Source organism: Paenilisteria newyorkensis (assembly GCF_000766145.1).
Lineage (GTDB): Bacteria > Bacillota > Bacilli > Lactobacillales > Listeriaceae > Listeria_A > Listeria_A newyorkensis.
Genome location: NZ_JNFB01000015.1, coordinates 1 through 17,145 on the forward strand (window position 1 = coordinate 1; position 17,145 = coordinate 17,145).

Here is a 17,145-nt window from a genome sequence, read left to right on the forward strand (position 1 = left end):
ATGATACATCATATTTTGCCACAGCAAAACACCCCAAACGTTAGATTTTTGGTCTAACTTTTGGGGTGCACATCACATAAACACGCCAGAGGATTTTTTAACAAAGGCTAAGGAAGGCTTATCTGAAATTGGAATAAAGAAAGGTCGTATCGTACCAAGAAATTCAATTTTGGTGACATGTATAGCTGGCTCAAAAAATGTTATAGGAAATGCTGCAATTGCAGACAGAGAGGTAGCGTTTAATCAGCAGATAAATGCTATTGTGCCAGATGTGAATACATATTTTTTATATGTTCATATTTTAGTGAGTAAAAAAAAGATTCAGGATAAGTCAACTGGTGGAATGAAGGGATTAGTGAGTAAGAGCACTTTTCAAAATATAAAGTTCATGTATCCACCTAAAGATTTACAAAATAAGTTTGGAGAATACTTTATTGAGATTACAAAACAAAAACAACTCCTAAAACAAAGCTTAACCGAACTAGAGAACAATTTTAACTCGCTAATGCAACGGGCATTTAACGGCGAACTTTTCAAAGGTGAATGAAGACAATAAACATAAAAAGAGGTAAGAGCCATGATGAATTTCACATTCTTAAAAGAGAAACCGAATTTTAATAGCTTTTCAACAGCGTGCATCGAGGCCGAACAGTCATTATCTGTTAGCCCATCAATGTGCGTCATATCTACACGGCGAGCGCTAGAACTTGCCGTGAAGTGGGTGTATCAGTTTGACAATGATGTTGCAGTTCCATACAGAGATAACCTTTCTACTTTAATTCATGCGCAGCAGTTTCTAAATATAATCGATCCAGACTTGATTCCATTGATAAAATATATTGTGAAAGCTGGCAATGTAGCAGTTCATACCAACGCAGCGGTAAATCGAGACGCGGCAATTCTTGGACTGCGTAATTTATACGAATTTATCGCTTGGATAGATTACCGCTATGCCAAAGATTACACAGCTACAGAATTTGATGAAACACTATTACAAGTCGGCAGTGAAAAGCGTGAAAGGCCGGAAATATTATTAGAAATCTCCGAACAAATGAGAAAATATGATACAAAATTGGATGATTTGCGGAAGTTTAATGAGGAATTACGCCAAGAAATAACGCTACAACGTGATAATAATATTAGAGCAGTGGAGTTTCATGTAAACGATTTATCGGAATTTGAAACGCGCAAAAAATACATCGATCTAGATTTAAAATTAGCTGGTTGGGAATTTGGCAATAATTTAGAGGTTGAGGTTTCTGTTGAAGGAATGCCTAACAAATCAAAATCTGGCTTTGTTGATTATGTCATGTATGGCGATAACGGTAAGCCGATTGGGATTATTGAGGCAAAGCGCACAACGATAGATCCAAAAGAAGGAAGGCAACAAGCCAAATTATATGCGGATGCTCTAGAACGCAAAACGGGACAAAGGCCAGTTATTTTTTACAGCAATGGCTTTACGACATACATATGGCAAGATGATTATCCTGCGCGTCAGACATCGGGCTTTTATACGAAAGAAGACTTGCAATTAATTATTGATCGACGGGACTTAAAGAAACCGCTGTTAGATATTACAATTAATGACGATATTTCAAACCGCTACTATCAAAAAGAAGCGATTATTGCAACATGTGACGCGTTGGAAAATAATCAAAGAAAAATGCTTCTTGTAATGGCGACTGGTAGTGGAAAAACGAGAACGGCTATCTCACTAGTTGATGTTCTCACAGAGCGAAATTGGGTTAAAAATGTTCTCTTTTTAGCAGATAGAACGGCCTTATTGAAACAAGCTTTCCGAAACTTTAATCATTTAATGCCCCATTTGACACTATGTAATTTACTTGAGTCCAAGGAGAATCCAGAAGATTGTCGCATGGTGTTCTCAACGTACGCTACAATGATGAATGCAATTGATAATCAGGAGCGCAAAGGTGGTGGCAAACTGTTCACGGTAGGCCATTTTGATTTAATCATTATCGACGAATCACATCGCAGTATTTATCAGAAATATAGTAGCATTTTTGATTATTTTGACGGTTTACTAGTAGGATTAACAGCGACTCCTAAGGGTGATATTGATAAAAATACCTATTCTGTTTTTGATTTAGAAAATGGTGTACCTACGTTTGGGTATGAGTTGGATAAAGCTGTTGATGATGAATTTCTGGTTAATTATCGAACGATGGAAACGACTACGACATTTATGGATGAGGGAATTCGTTATGATAATTTGTCAGAAGAAGAAAAGGCGGAATATGAAGAAATATTTGGCGATGATCCAGTACCGAAAGATATTGATGGAAATGCTTTGAACAAATGGCTGTTCAACATTAATACCATTGATCAAGTACTCAAAGATATGATGGCGAATGGAATTAAAATTGAAGGCGGCGATAAGATTGGTAAAACAATTATTTTTGCTAAGAATCATAAGCATGCCAACTTAATTAAGGAACGCTTTGATATACTTTTCCCCTATTTAGGCGGCAGTTTTGCAGAGCTTATTGATTATAGTATAAATTATTATCAATCTCTTATCGATGATTTTTCAGTCACTCATAAAATGCCTCAAATTGCGATTTCTGTAGATATGTTGGATACCGGGATTGATGTTCCGGAAGTGGTAAATCTTGTCCTCTTCAAGAAAATTCGTTCTAAAGTGAAATTTTGGCAAATTATTGGTCGAGGAACACGTCTTTGTCCAGATTTATTTGGGCCAGGGCAGAACAAAGATCATTTTATAGTTTTTGATTATTGTCGTAATTTCGAGTTTTTTAGAGCGAATAAAAACGGAATTGTAAATCGTCCAATGAAAACATTAACGGAAAGATTATTCAATGTGCAAGTTGATATTGTGAGAGAAACGCAAGGGCTAGAGTATCAAACGGATTTTTATAGTCAATATAGGCAACGGACTTTGGACGATATTTTAAATGAGATACAGAAATTAGAAGAGGAAAATTTCAGAAATAGACAATACATTCAGTACATCGATAAGTATCGAGATCCTTCTAATTGGCAGGCAATTTCAGCGGTACAATCAGACGAGATTAAGCAACACATCTCACCGCTTATTCCACCGATTCAGGGTGATGAGTTAGTCAAAAGATTTGATTTGTTGATATTAACAATTGAAGCTGCATACTTCGACGTGAAGAATGCTACGAGCGCTATCAAGAAAGTTATGTTGACGGCTGAAGAGTTATCTAAATTTGGAACGTTACCTCAAGTGAAAGAACAAAAAGAAATCATCCAAAAAGCACGTGAGCAGGAATTCTGGGAGGCAGCTAATGTTGAAGAGATAGAAGAAGTCAGGTTTGCTCTACGTGAATTGGTTAGATTGATTCCTGCAGAAGTACAAAAAATTTATTACACTAATTTTCAAGATGAGATCATTGAGCAAAAGGGAAATGGGCCGTTGGTTAATGGTGATGAGCTAGTAAGCTATCGCCAAAAAGTAGAATATTATTTGAAAGCGCATCAAGATCATATTACTATTAGGAAGCTAAGACAAAATAAAGCTTTAACTAGACAGGAATTGGAAAATCTAGAAGGGATTCTATGGAAAGAGCTGGGAACTCGAGAACAATACACTAAGGATTTTGGAGATACACCAATTACTAAACTAGTTAGACAAATTGTTGGAGTTGACCAAAAAGCTGCGAATAAAGCTTTTTCTGAGTTTCTATCAAATGAGCATTTAAATGCAGAACAAACTAGATTTGTGAAATTGATTGTTGACTATATTGTGAAAAATGGCATGCTAGAAAATAAAGTTTTAGAAGAAGAACCATTTAAGACGGTAGGAAGCATATCAACCATTTTCAAAGACAATATCAGTGATGCTAAGAAGGTTATTAAAATTATTGAAACGTTCAATCGAAACTTAGATATTAGTTAGACAGAATGAAAAAACAGATAAGGGGAACAACGTATGAGAAGAGCATATAAAATTTGGTTAAAATCTCTACTTGGGTTTATATCCATAGTCGTCTTACTGATATCAGCTGGATGTGTACAACCGAGTATTAATATCTTGTCTACAGAGGTAAAGGGGCTTGGGATCTTAATAAGGGGAGATACCAATACAACTGCTGATATCACTTATGAAGATGACGGTGGGGAAGTCAAAAAAGCAGAGAATTTGTCAGGGAAATTTCTTATCAGTGTCCATCAGTCTATTGAGGACAGACAAGTCAAAATAACCTCAACTATAGGAAAAAAGAGCGAAGAGACGGTAGTTGATGTGAAAAAAGTTGGCTATATTGGTAGTTATGAGGAGATTCAAGAAGACTATAATTTTGCTTTGGATGCAGCTGAACTAGGTGCTGAAAATAAATGGCCAGAAACTGTTGAGGATGGCATCCATGATTTTAACAATAAAAACGGCATTAAAGTTATAGGAAACATATCTCAAGGAATGTTGACCTCAGTCATGATTCAAAATGCTGATTACACAATCGATGCTATGAATGAGAAGGAAATAAACGAATTTACAACTGATTTTATGGCAATTTCTGCAGTCTTAGAAGCGGAAGATAAAGTTTACGATACCTTTGATCGCTATTTTGAAAATCCTAAAACAGAGTCTGGAAAAGTTGAATCTGGTGGCTATGCATACGAGTTTATTGATACACCGACAAGTGTTTATGCTATTGTTACTAAATCAGAGTATTAATTAAAAAGTGCTGAGAACCTCTCCAAACAGAGTTCTCAGCACTTTTTTCATATCTTCTTCGGCAATCTAAAAACCAACACAAAACAAACCACCAAAAGCGCGATATTCACATACATACTCGTCTGCAAACCGTCTGAGAATGCCTTGGCTTGCGACACGCCGGTAGCATCGCCGAGCGTTCTGAAAAATACCGAACCGACAACCGCAATCCCAAAAGAGGAACCAACACGTTGCGCCGTATTAAACATTCCGCTGGCACCACCGCGCTCTGGCCCAACTACCGTCGAAAGCGTGAAACTGTTCAGTGGCGCAATAATCAAACCACTTCCAAGTCCTGCAATCAACAACGGAAGCGCAAGCCACCACGCTGAAAAAACACCATCATGCATCTGAAAAACAACGGAAACCGCTGACAATCCGATTATCACTAACATCACGCCAAGATGCAAAAGCCGGCGCCCGATTTTCATAATAAACCGATTACTGTTCGCCGCGGCAACGACACTCCCAATCGCAAATGGTGTAATAGCAAGCCCAGATGCAATCGCGGACTGGCCAAAACCAGTTTGCCATGTCACCGAGAGAATGAAGAAAATACTCGTAAATGCTGCAAAATAAACTAACGAAAGCACCATTCCGGATACAAATGGTTGATTTTTAAGCAAGTTCGGTGAAATTAACGGCTGATTCCCGCGTTTTGCTTGGCGTACGCTCCACCAATACAACAATAGGAAAAACGGTATAGAAGACGCCATCCACATATAATCGACGAATCGGAACCCGTCAGAACCGCGCGATATAACGGGGTATAGCAATAGCATCAAGGCGAGCGTCAACCCAAATACGCCTGGAATATCAAATCGGACTTTCTCTTTAGGCGCTTGGTGTTTCGGCAAGTACAGCATCGCCAGCACCAAGGTCACTAAAACAATCGGTACATTGACGAAAAACACAGCGCGCCAACCATTATCAGGTCCAAATAACTCAATCAAAAGTCCGCCTGCAAGTGGCCCAATCGCCGTTGCCACACCAATCACCGAGCCCAGTATCCCGAATATTTTTCCGAGTTGTTTGCCGTGATACATGTCCATAATGACCGCGTTGATTTGCGGGAAGAATAATCCCGCCGCAAGCCCCTGTATTACCCGGGAAATAATCAAGCTTTTCTCCGTCTGTGCGTACCCGGCCGTGATACTCATAATTAAAAATAGCAAAATCCCAAAGATATAAATATTTTTCCGACCGAAGCGATCACCTAATCGTCCCGCTAAAATAAGAACGACCCCAAACGCCAATGCGTATCCTGAAATAATCCACTCAATCGACTCACTTGTTGCATGAAGCGCGGTCGTGATGTCAGGCAGGGCAACATTGACAATCGTTGTATCGAGTAATGATATAAAAGCACCAAGCATGATAGAAACTAGCGCTAACGTTCTTCGTCTATCCGTTTTTTCCATTTTTGAACCCCCTCGTCTAATTAGTCTATTTCCTCCAAGCCAAATTCTAAACGCCTACTCGAAAGTATATGCTATAATCGGTAGAAAATCCAATCTGTGAAGGAGTTTTACGATGATAAAAAGTGAAAAAGAGATTGTAAGCGAATTTTTCAAGATTGTGCGGTCTGGGAAAGAAATAGAACGTGCGTCGGAGTTCATGGCAGAGACGGTTGTTGCGCATCAAGTCCAAGCTGAAAATGAATATAGTGTCACGCGTTCACCGCAAGATTACGCGGATCATGTTCAGGAGATGTTGGATGAGTACGGCGACTTTTCGCTCGAGATTCAGGAGATTCTTGCTGATGGGGCGAAGGTGTATGTGAGATGGCGGCAAGTTGGAAGAAATAATAGTGGAAAAGAAATAATTGAAATTGCCAGTGCGGTTTATCTGGTGGAAAATAGAAAAATTGTGGAGTATTGGATTCAAATCGATCGAAAAGGGCAGGAATTGCAAAAGGAATAAAAGCTCAATTTGAATGGAATATATTTTAGTGTTGCAAAAAGAAGGAGAAGTTGTTATAATGATATTGAAAAGAGAGCTATGCTACCAACACAACTCTCCTAACAAGATCATGTTAAGGATGATCAGCTATTTTTTATTATTGATAAACTATTCAATAGCCTCTCAAAAGCAGATGAGTAGTTTATTTTTTTCGATCATTTTTCATGTAAGTCAACAAGGCAAGGGTGTACATTCCGAAAAGGAGCATTAATTCTATTGCCGTACCAACGTCCACAGTATCACCTCCACTCATATCGAATCGAATGAAGGGACAAACAATCATAGGCATCACCACGCAATCTTGCAAGGATTTAGCCAACTACTCAAAACATTCACTTGTTAAGCTCTATTCTACATTAAATACTAACTAAAAACAACCCCTTTTGAGTTGGTGTAGAAATAAATAAACGCGTTGTCTCGAGTAATGGACATCGCGTTTATTTTTATAGAGATTACTCCCCTAAATCCACATTATGATACACTTTCTGCACGTCTTCTAAATCTTCCAGCGCATCCAGCATCTTCTCGAATTTCACTAAATCATCTTCTTCGAGTGTCACTTCATTCTGTGCGATCATTTCAATCTCAGCTACTGTGAACTCTTCAATACCAGTGGCTTTGAGCGCTTCTTGCACGCTGTGGAAATCTTCTGGTTCTGCGTAAACGATTGCTTGACCATCTTCATCTACCACGTCGCGAACATCGATATCGGCTTCCATCAATGATTCCAACAACTCATCGGCATCTTTATCGGGAATTCCGAAAATCGCGGTGTTGTCGAACATGTATGCCACAGAACCACTCACGCCCATGTTTCCGCCATTTTTACTGTAAGCGGCACGGACATCTGATGCTGTGCGGTTTACGTTGTTTGTTAAGGCATCTACAATCACCATCGAGCCGTTTGGACCGAAGCCTTCGTAACGTAGCTCGGAATAGTTTTCATCGCCGGTTCCTTTTGCTTTTTCGATGGCGCGGTCGATGATGTGTTTTGGTACATTGTATGTTTTGGCGCGTTCAATAACGAAGCGCAGTTTTTGGTTGGAATGGGGATCTGGATCGCCTTGTTTGGCGGCTACGTAGATTTCAACCCCGAATTTTGCGTAAATACGACTGTTATTTGCGTCTTTTGATGCTTTCTTTTCTTTAATATTTGCCCATTTGCGGCCCATATTACCACTCTCTTTCTGATTAGGAGTTTCGCTTACTCTGTTTCATTATAAATGTATTAGCGTGATTTGTTAAGTAGGGACGTGGAATTAATTCCTTTTTGTTAATTTAAGGATTGAAAAAATTGGATGTAAGCGTTGATATGAGGGCGTTTCGGTTCATTGTGGATATTGTAAGTCCATATACCCAAATTTGAAAAAGGAGATTTGGGATGTAATCGTGTACAATGTGGAAATGAAAATGAGGAATGGCGTTTTGACGCGGTTTGCTCTTGATTCTGTCGCTTTATCGGATTGACGTGTAAAAAACATTACAATACTCACATTTTTGGCTATACCACTAGTTTTTGAGGGTTTTTAAGTGTAGACTTACGGTATTAAGAAGGACGAATGCTTTCTTTATTCATGCGGTTTTTTTAAGTACATAGCAAGTTGCTTGGTCATGTGTAAGTGGGGATTGGTTCGTTGGAAGGGGTATTAGGATGAAAAGGATTTTTAGTCTTTTCGCCGCTCTTCTCTTGGTACTACAAATGATTTTACCGCAAGTGGTTATGGCACAGGCAACGAATGATAAAAAAGAGGGAAATGGCGTTACGTTGACGGATGTGGTTGTGAAAGAGGGAACAAGTGATTATACGATTGCTGGTGAGGCAAAAAATGATACGGAAGACGCGATTCCGGCGCGCATTACGGTTTCGGATAATGTAGCGTTATCTGTCGCTTTGGATGGTATTGTTTTGGATGCGGATCGGCAAGAGATTGGTAAATATGAGCTGGATGGGAATGTGATTACGTTTTCGATTCCGGCTAAAATGAGTACAGTTTTCAATTTTCAAATCAAAGGTGTGTATGATGGGAAAGCGGGTAAGGCAACGTTTTCGGATGGTGTGCATGTGATTTCGAAGGATGTTGGGAAGGCGGATGTTGTGCCGAAGCAGGAGCCTGTTGTTACCCCAGATGTTGTGAAGACGCCGGTTTTGAAGGATGGACCGCGGGATTTGAAGGATTTATTTGCGTCGCTTGGCTATGAGGATAAGGAGCAGACGATTTTAACGGATATGCGTGTGACGTATACGAATAAGGACGGTGAGGTTGTTACAGAGCCAACCGTGGATGATAAAATTCATTTTGCGTTTGATTGGAGTATTCCGGATGATGTTGGGGCGCTGGTCAATGCGGGTGATTATTATACGTTTAAGTTGCCTGATAATGTGATGGTTAACCAAAATATGACGATCGATTTGGGCGAGTACGCAAAGGCTGTTGTGAACAAGGATGGCACGGTGACGATTACGTTTACGGATGCGGTCAAAGGTAGCTCGGATGTGCATGGAACGCTGCATTTTGAGGCTGGTTTTGATGAGCATGCGATTGATGGGCCTGGTGATACGACGATAAAAGTGCCGGGTGAGGAGAATTTGCCGAGTACGGAAGTGATAATTAAGCCTGAAGTGGGCGCTACGATTGATAAGAACGGGCATTTTGATAAGGCGAAGAATCCGGATCGGGTGATTTGGAATGTGGATATTAATAAGGGCTTGGACACGATTGAGAATGCGCGCGTGACGGAGGCTTTTCCGGATGGCTTGACGTTTGACTCGGTGAAGGTTTATACGGTGGATGTTGATTTGCGTGGGAACGTGATTCCGGGCAGTGAAAAATTGGTGACGACGGGCTATACGCTGGATGCGGACGGGAACGTGACGTTTACGAATCCGATTGATGGCGCGTACCGACTTGTTTATGATACGTCGATTCAGGATGATAAAAAGCCGCTGGATGGTGGTACGATTAAGTTTGAGAACCGTGCGACGTTGAGTGGTGACGGGGTTGATGATGTGACGGCTTCGGCAACGGTTGACGCGAGTTACGGGAAAGTTTTGGCGAAATCATCGACGAATTATGATCCGGATAAGCAAGTTTTTGAATGGACGATTAAGTATAATTATGGCGAGAAGCATATTGATAAGGACGATGCGGTGCTGATGGATACGTTCGGATCGGACAAAATGGTGTTGCTGACGAATTCGGTGAGATTGTATAATGTGACGTTTGATCAGAATGGGAAAGAGGTTCAGGGCGCGCCACTTGTTGCGGGAACGGATTACGAGTTGTTGGAGACGGAGAGGGGCTTCGAGATTCGTTTTTTGCATGATGTGGACGGGGCTGTGAAAATCAAGTATAAGACGGGAATCGATGGTATTATTACGGATGATATAGATGTGTCAAATAGTGTGGATGTGAGCACAGGGCAACACGGTGGCTCGACGGGGACGATGTATCAGCAGAATTTGGTGAAGAAACTGGGTGCTGTGGATTATGATAATAAGACGGTTTCTTGGGATATCGCTGTGAATAAAAACCATTATGTGATGAAAAATTGGAAAATGACGGACACGTTGAGCGATGGTTTGACGTTGATTCCAGATTCGATGGTTGTTTATGATGTGGATGCGAAACGGGAGCTGGTTGCGGGCATGGATTATGCGCTTGTTTATGATGGGGTGGCGAACGTGTTCACGATTGAATTTTTGAATGGGTATAAGACGGAGACGAACCACGCGTTCAAGATTTCGTACAGCACGACATTTGATATGCGCAATGTGAACAGCAAGGATTCGGATAAGCGTTTCAAAAATAATGCGTCTTCTACTTGGCAGGATGAGAATGGTAATCCGCATAGTAGCAAGGATGACGCGACGTTTGATCCGAATCAGCCTGCGAAATATAACGGTTTTAAAAATGGTTCGTATAATGCCAGAACGCGTCTGATTACGTGGGAAATTGGCATTAATTATGATGGGGCAGATTTGGATAATGCGCAGATTGTCGATCCGATTTTAGGGAATCAGAAGTTTGTGAAAGGCTCTGTGAAAATTTATACGTATACGGTGAATCCGGATGGTTCTGTCAAAAAAGGGAAGGAGATTAGCGATTACTCCGATTTTGTGATTAATGAGCCTTCGAAGCGCAATAAAAATACGCTGACGGTGAACTTCCCGCACGGAAAATCCGCGATGTATTTGGTGACATTTGATACGAGTGTGGAGGGTGAACTGGTTTCTACGAATTACAAAAACGATGCGGTTTTCAAAAATAATAATTATCCAGATCATACGCTGAGTGCGGACGTTTCGGTGACACATGGTGGCAAATTGGCGATGAAATCTGGGAAACAAGATGAGGATGGCTTTGTGAACTGGGAAATCATGGTGAATCCTAGTTTGTCGCAACTCGATGATGTTGTTGTGACGGATCGCCCATCTACGAACCAATCGATTGATCTGGATTCGGTTGCGATTTATCATACGGTTGTGAACGAAGATGGCTCGCTTGAGACGAATCAACGGATGCCGCTTCTAGAAGGCCTGGATTATACGTTGGAGCTGACGACGGATAACGCGACGGGGCAACAAGAGTTGAAAGTCATTTTTGCGCATCAATTGAACGAGGCATACGTGATTCAATACCGCACGATGGTTCTGATGACGGGCGCCAAAGATACCGTTTCAAACGATGTCAAAATCACCGGGAACCACGAGGAGCAGGTCACAGGTGGCGATGATACGACGGTGGATGTGATTGTCTCAGAAGGCGGCGGTACAGCGGTTGGCACGAAAGGCAGCATCTCTTTTGAAAAGGTGAGCGATGATAATAGGCCACTTCAAAACGCGAAATTTGAGCTGCGGGATAAGAATGATCAGCTGGTTATTCGCACAGGAACAGTCGATAAAAACGGCAAACTCACATTCGGCAATTTGCCATATGGAACGTATATTTTGAAAGAAGTTGAAGCACCAGATGGATACAGCGTTTCTGAGGAACTTGCTAACGGGAAAAAAGTGACTATTTCTAAAGAGAGTAGTCGCGCAAATAACTTCGAAAAACTCGTAAACAGTCCTAATAAAGTGACGCTTACCAAGCAAAATGAGCAACAGGAAGCTTTAGCGGGAGCCATTTTTAAATTGCAGTGGCGCGTTGGGGATGACTGGGCCGATATTCGTCCAGATGAGACATATACAAGTGATGCTAGCGGAAAGTTGGAGGTTAGTGGGCTTATTCCAGCGCATTACCGATTCGTCGAAATAGCGGCGCCAAATGGGTATATTATCAACACGGATCCGATTCCTTTTACGGTTGAAAAAGAGGCAACGGGCGTGATTCCAGATGTCACAGTCGGAGCATTTATTAACTATCAAGGAAGCGCGCAGCTGGTGAAAAAAGGCGATGACGGGAATCTGTTATCTGGAGCGGTATTTAAAGTGGTAGACGCGTCGGGCGAAACGGTGCAAGATCGCCTTGTGACGGACGATACAGGGCGAATCGAGGCAACCAATTTAGCGCCAGGTGATTATCAGTTTATCGAAATCGAGGCGCCATCAGGATATATTTTAGACACGACGCCAATTGGATTCACGGTAGAAAATAGCGCGCAAGGCAAGCCCGAAAAAGTCGAGGCAGGCGAAATGGTTAACTATCAAGGCTCGGCCGTATTGCACAAGCAAGATGCAGCAGGAAATGCTTTGGAAGGAGCGGTTTTCAAACTCGTTGATGGAGCTGGAAATGCGCTACAAGAAGTGACGTCAGATAAAGATGGTACGGTTAGCGTGGGGAATCTCGAACCTGGCGCGTACCAATTACTAGAGATTGAAGCACCGCGCGGGTATCTTTTAAACGGGCAAGCGATCAAGTTTACGATTGAAGCCAGCAGTGTTGGGAAACCGCAAGAGCTGGACTTGGGCGTATTTGTGAACTATCAAGGTTCGGTGACGCTAACCAAAACGGATACAGACAAGCGACCGCTCGCCGATGCACAGTTCGATTTAATGAATCAAGACGAGGAGCTAGTTTTGAGCGGCTTAACATCTAATCGTGACGGCAAAATAGAAGTGCCTCATTTAGCGCCAGGGGATTACTATTTCGTGGAAACAAAAGCGCCGACAGGATACGAATTAGACAACAAGCAGATTCCTTTTACGATTTCTAACACTGCGAACGGCAAACCAGAAACGATAGAAATCAGCTTTGAAAATCATAAAACCCCTGCGGAAATCACACCACCAGACAAGAAAAAACCAACGATAGAAGAGAAAATAACAGGCAAGAAAACAGAGTTGCCGAGTGAAAAAGTGGTACCAGACAGGATAACCGCCACTTCTAAACTCCCTGCAACTGGTGATACAGGGGCAGAATCAGGCTGGCTAGTCGTTATTGGTTTAACGATGATTGCGGGTGTCGTACGATTTGGCCGGAGATAACATATACGAAGTCGCGTAGCTAACAACTATGCGGCTTTTTTATTTTTCGAGTCAATTTAATCATTAATTTTAAAATTGATTTATACTATGATTTTAAAGTTAATCGTGTTATACTCTAATAGAGGAGCGTGATTCAAATGATGTTTGTAGAACCGTCATTGAAACCAAGCCAGCTTGTGAGTACAAGCGAAGTAAACAAAGAATTTAGCAAAATTAAGAAGCAAGCGCGGAGTAATCCAATTTTTGTATCGAATAAGAATCAAATTGACACGGTGATTTTAAGTTATGATGATTATCTAGCAATGTACAACTTAGCACTGGAGGCACAAGAAATGGAATACTATAAACAGGCAGGAGTAGAGCTACAGACAATCCGAAATGGGACGAGTGCGACGGTAGCACTAGATTTATCTGGAATCACAGACGATGGAACGCCGGATGCGGAGCTTTTTGAATGAGTTACGACATCGAATTAACCAACTTGGCGGCGAAACAGCTTAAGAAAATGGATGGCTCGGTGAAACAAATGCTTTTAAAAGGTATCAAAAGATTGGCTGAACGCGGCGATACGATTGGCAAACCGCTAGGTGGAGAACTTGCAGGATGCCGGGAGTTGAAATTTCGCGCGGATGGCTTGCGTCTCATATACACGATTGATAACGGCAAGATTGTGATTACAATTTTAACGATGGCGAAGCGGGAAGACGATGTTGTTTTTCAGATGGCATTGAACGAGTTAAAGAAAGAAATCGCCGCGGCATGGAGTTCCTCGCGATAATGTACTATAATAGAAGTATTAAATCGAATGGAGGAACGAAAATATGGCTGATTTGCCAAAATGCCCAGAATGTAATTCAGAATACACGTACGAAGATAGAGGTCTATTTATTTGTCCAGAATGTGGTCACGAATGGTCTGCTGACGCGGCCGAAGCAAGTGATGACGTGAAGGTTGTCCGCGATTCTAATGGTAATGTTTTAACAGATGGCGATTCTATCACGGTGATTAAGGACTTGAAAGTAAAAGGAAGTTCATCCGTGGTCAAAATCGGAACCAAAGTAAAAAACATTCGCTTAGTAGACGGCGATCACGATATCGACTGCAAAATTGATGGTTTTGGTCCGATGAAACTGAAATCGGAGTTTGTTAAGAAACTTTGATTTACGAAGGGAATAGAAAATGAGATATATTAAATCACAGATGAAGCAGTTAGTGCGAGAAGATGTGAGATTGCAACAGAAGCTGAAACAGTTGATGGAGGACCATGATTTGGAGAAGGGTTATGCGTTGAAGGCGCTGTATCATGCGGAAGTTGCGGATAGTGGAAAGTACATGGAAGCGTATCGTGAACTTGATGATCTAAAATAAGTATGTTAACCCGATTCTACTGCAGAGTCGGGTTTTTAGTAAAATAAATAAAAAAAGTTGAGTATTTTACTGTTTTGTCTGGCGATTTTTTTACTTTAGCTCTATAATAAGGCTATTAAATACTTTTAAAAGGTGATAAAATGGCGACGATGACAGATATTGCGAAATTGGCGGGGGTTTCGATTGCAACGGTTTCTCGGGTGTTGAATTATGATGAGACGCTTTCGGCTTCAGAGGAAACGCGACGTAAAATTTTTGAAATTGCAGAGAGTTTGGATTATACGAAACATAAGCAGAAATCGACGAAAAAGGTTGGCAAAATTGCGATTGTGCAGTGGAATACGGAAGAGGAAGAGTTGAATGATATTTATTATATGTCGATTCGGATTGGAGCGGAGAATCGGGCGCGGGATCACGGGATTGAGATTTCGACGTTGTATGAACTAGGGAAGATTTCATCGGCGACTATTGATGGGATTTTGGCCATCGGTAAATTCACGTGGCAGCAAGTGGAGCAGTTGCAGGCGATTCATAGCAATATTTGTTTTGTGGATACGGATTATCGGCTGAATAAATATGATTCGGTTGTGATTGATTTTCGGCAATCGACGCGTGATGTGATCGATTACTTTATCCAAGGTGGGCATACGAATATCGGTTTTATAGGGGCTGAGGAGCGCAGTGAAATAGATGGAAATATGAATGATCCGCGTTCTGTGGCTTATGTGGCGTACATGAAGGAACACGGATTGTATGAGAAGCAGAACATGTTTGTGGTTGGCGGGCGTTTTGATGTGCCATCGGGTTACGAACAGATGAAGCAAGCGATTCAGCAACTGGGAGAAGATTTACCGACTGCTTTTTTTGTGGCGAATGATCCGATGGCGATTGGTTGTCTTCGGGCACTTGCGGAACACAATATTTCAGTTCCAGAGCGCGTAAGTATTGTTGGATTCAATGATATTAGCGTTTCTCAATATGTTTCCCCGGCACTCAGCACGATTCGTGTCTACACCGAGTTCATGGGTGAGGAAGGCATGGACATGTTGTACGAGCGCATGAACGGACGAAAAATTGCGAAGCGTACGATTTTAGAAACGGACTTAATTATTAGAGAAAGTTCCAAATAACGCTATAAAATTCCGATGAGGTCAGGTATTCCGCTGATTTTATCGGCTTTTTTGTCGTTTTTAGTAAACAAAAGGTAAAAATCATTGACTTTTAACTAAAAACTTGATATTCTGTTGGAGAAGTACATTAAAGCTTTTCACAAACTAACGAAATGTTAGCGATTACAAAAATGGAGGGGTAAGGAATGAAGAAACGTTTTACGATTTTGTTGATGGTCAGTATGGTAGCCATGCTTGCTTTAGCAGCTTGTGGAAGTGGTTCCAAGGATAGCGTGAATGAGAACAAGAAAGAATTGACGGCTTGGGCTTGGAATGTGAATGTCAAAGCATTAGAGGAAGCTGCGAAGGAATATGAGAAGGATAATAAGGGATTCAAGTTAAAAGTTGTCGAAATGAGTAATACGGATGCATACCAAAAAATCACGACGGGCCTTCAAGCTGGGGGAAAGGGCTTGCCAGATATTCTGCTAATTGAAGATGACCAAGTGCAAGGTTACTTAGAAAATTTCCCGAAAGCGTTTGTTAATTTGTCTGATAAGGGATTTGACGATGAGAAAAGTAAGTTCCCAGACTATAAAATTAGTCTTTTAAGTAAAAAAGATAAAATTTATGGATTCCCGTTTGACGCTGGTCCTGCAGGCGTTTTCTATCGTACGGATATTTTCAAAGAGGCTGGTGTAGACCCTAAAGCGATTCAAACGTGGGATGATTACATTGCAGCAGGTAAAACTATTAAGCAAAAAACAGGTAAAGATATGATTGGTATGGATTATAACAATGATGATGGTCAATATCGTATTATGTTGAATACGCTTGGCACGTTCTATTTTGATGACAAAGGGGACATCGCGTTTACGTTGGATGAGTCTGTGAAAGCGATGAGCACGATTCAAAAAATCAAGGATGCTGGCATTTCGAAAAATACGTCTGGCTGGGATCCGTGGGTGAGCGCGCTTGCAAATGGGGAAGTCGTGACGGCACCAACTGGGGCTTGGTTCTCGGGTTCGCTGATTCAACAAGCGCCTGACTTAGCTGGGAAATGGAGCGTTTTCCCGATTCCATCCGTTGAAAAAGGTGGTAGTCATGCGGCGAACAATGGTGGTAGTAATTTCATGATTCCGACCGCGAGCGAAAAATCGGATGAAGCTTATAAGTTCTTGAAATATTTCAGTACTTCCAATGATGTGCAGGAGTTGGCGATGAGCGAAGGCGGACTGTTCCCATCGCTTAACACTGTATATCAAACAGATACATTCAAAAATGCAGGGGATTACTTCACGCAAGATAACATTTGGCAGTTGTTTGCGGCTGAAATGGACGAGATTAAACCAGCGAATTATACTGGGAATTTCTCCATCGCAAAAGATGAGGCAGTGAAGGCGCAGTCGAAAGCACTTGAGGGCGGCGATGTGAAAGATGCATTGGAAGCGGCTAAGAAAAGTCTAGCCAACCGAATCCAACAGTAAATTCGATGCGGCGGAAGGCCTGGGTATTGTTATAAAGAAAAGGCAGGGGAGGAGATTTCTTCTTCCTTG

At 41.5% G+C, this 17,145-nt stretch carries 14 protein-coding genes; 11 read left to right on the forward strand and 3 right to left on the reverse strand.

The features are described 5' to 3' along the window. Window positions 1–133 precede the first annotated feature (133 nt). The 3 genes from EP58_RS07930 to EP58_RS07940 are packed head-to-tail and all read left to right on the forward strand — an operon-like array spanning window position 134 to window position 4,684. On the forward strand, window positions 134–547 hold the full coding sequence (locus EP58_RS07930; RefSeq protein WP_255309529.1) for a restriction endonuclease subunit S: 414 nt from the start codon (window positions 134–136) through the stop codon (window positions 545–547). A gap of 30 nt (window positions 548–577) precedes the next feature. After that, window positions 578–3,907, forward strand: coding sequence for a DEAD/DEAH box helicase family protein (locus EP58_RS07935; RefSeq protein ID WP_036092167.1), 3,330 nt, complete (start codon window positions 578–580; stop codon window positions 3,905–3,907). Between the two features lie 33 nt (window positions 3,908–3,940). Beyond that, window positions 3,941–4,684, forward strand: a complete 744-nt coding sequence (locus EP58_RS07940; protein ID WP_036092170.1) for a hypothetical protein — start codon at window positions 3,941–3,943, stop codon at window positions 4,682–4,684. Between the two features lie 47 nt (window positions 4,685–4,731). On the opposite strand, the gene EP58_RS07945 is transcribed toward EP58_RS07940, so the two are convergent. Next, entirely contained in the window at window positions 4,732–6,144 is a 1,413-nt protein-coding gene (locus tag EP58_RS07945; protein ID WP_036092171.1) for an MFS transporter, read from the reverse strand. Between the two features lie 112 nt (window positions 6,145–6,256). Here EP58_RS07945 and EP58_RS07950 point away from each other — a divergent pair, with 112 nt between their 5' ends. After that, a complete protein-coding gene (locus tag EP58_RS07950; protein WP_036092176.1) occupies window positions 6,257–6,646 on the forward strand; it encodes an ester cyclase in 390 nt (129 codons plus the stop codon). A gap of 181 nt (window positions 6,647–6,827) precedes the next feature. Here the strand turns inward: EP58_RS07950 and EP58_RS17800 are convergent, their stop codons facing one another. Together EP58_RS17800 and EP58_RS07960 are read right to left on the reverse strand one after the other, a co-directional pair. Further along, window positions 6,828–6,974, reverse strand: coding sequence for a putative holin-like toxin (locus tag EP58_RS17800; protein WP_308738479.1), 147 nt, complete (start codon window positions 6,972–6,974; stop codon window positions 6,828–6,830). A 163-nt stretch (window positions 6,975–7,137) separates the two neighbouring features. Then, on the reverse strand, window positions 7,138–7,857 hold the full coding sequence (locus EP58_RS07960; RefSeq protein ID WP_036092181.1) for a YebC/PmpR family DNA-binding transcriptional regulator: 720 nt from the start codon (window positions 7,855–7,857) through the stop codon (window positions 7,138–7,140). 479 nt (window positions 7,858–8,336) lie between these two features. Here EP58_RS07960 and EP58_RS07965 point away from each other — a divergent pair, with 479 nt between their 5' ends. The 7 genes from EP58_RS07965 to EP58_RS07995 all read left to right on the forward strand — a co-directional run bounded on the left by EP58_RS07965 (window position 8,337) and on the right by EP58_RS07995 (window position 17,076). Beyond that, window positions 8,337–13,112, forward strand: coding sequence for a SpaA isopeptide-forming pilin-related protein (locus EP58_RS07965; RefSeq protein ID WP_052171405.1), 4,776 nt, complete (start codon window positions 8,337–8,339; stop codon window positions 13,110–13,112). A gap of 137 nt (window positions 13,113–13,249) precedes the next feature. Then, on the forward strand, window positions 13,250–13,570 hold the full coding sequence (locus tag EP58_RS07970) for a hypothetical protein (protein WP_036092184.1): 321 nt from the start codon (window positions 13,250–13,252) through the stop codon (window positions 13,568–13,570). Then, window positions 13,567–13,890 carry a type II toxin-antitoxin system RelE family toxin gene (locus EP58_RS07975; protein ID WP_052164989.1) on the forward strand — a complete coding sequence of 108 codons (324 nt, stop codon included), beginning with the start codon at window positions 13,567–13,569 and terminating at the stop codon, window positions 13,888–13,890. Before EP58_RS07970 ends, EP58_RS07975 begins: the two co-directional genes overlap by 4 nt. Window positions 13,891–13,933: 43 nt before the next feature. Then, a complete protein-coding gene (locus EP58_RS07980) occupies window positions 13,934–14,272 on the forward strand; it encodes a zinc ribbon domain-containing protein YjdM (RefSeq protein WP_036078022.1) in 339 nt (112 codons plus the stop codon). 19 nt (window positions 14,273–14,291) lie between these two features. Beyond that, entirely contained in the window at window positions 14,292–14,480 is a 189-nt protein-coding gene (locus EP58_RS07985) for a hypothetical protein (RefSeq protein ID WP_036092185.1), read from the forward strand. A gap of 140 nt (window positions 14,481–14,620) precedes the next feature. After that, window positions 14,621–15,610 (forward strand): LacI family DNA-binding transcriptional regulator, encoded by a 990-nt coding sequence (locus EP58_RS07990; RefSeq protein ID WP_036092188.1) that lies wholly within the window; start codon window positions 14,621–14,623, stop codon window positions 15,608–15,610. A gap of 185 nt (window positions 15,611–15,795) precedes the next feature. Next, window positions 15,796–17,076 (forward strand): ABC transporter substrate-binding protein, encoded by a 1,281-nt coding sequence (locus tag EP58_RS07995; RefSeq protein ID WP_036092191.1) that lies wholly within the window; start codon window positions 15,796–15,798, stop codon window positions 17,074–17,076. Window positions 17,077–17,145 lie beyond the last annotated feature (69 nt).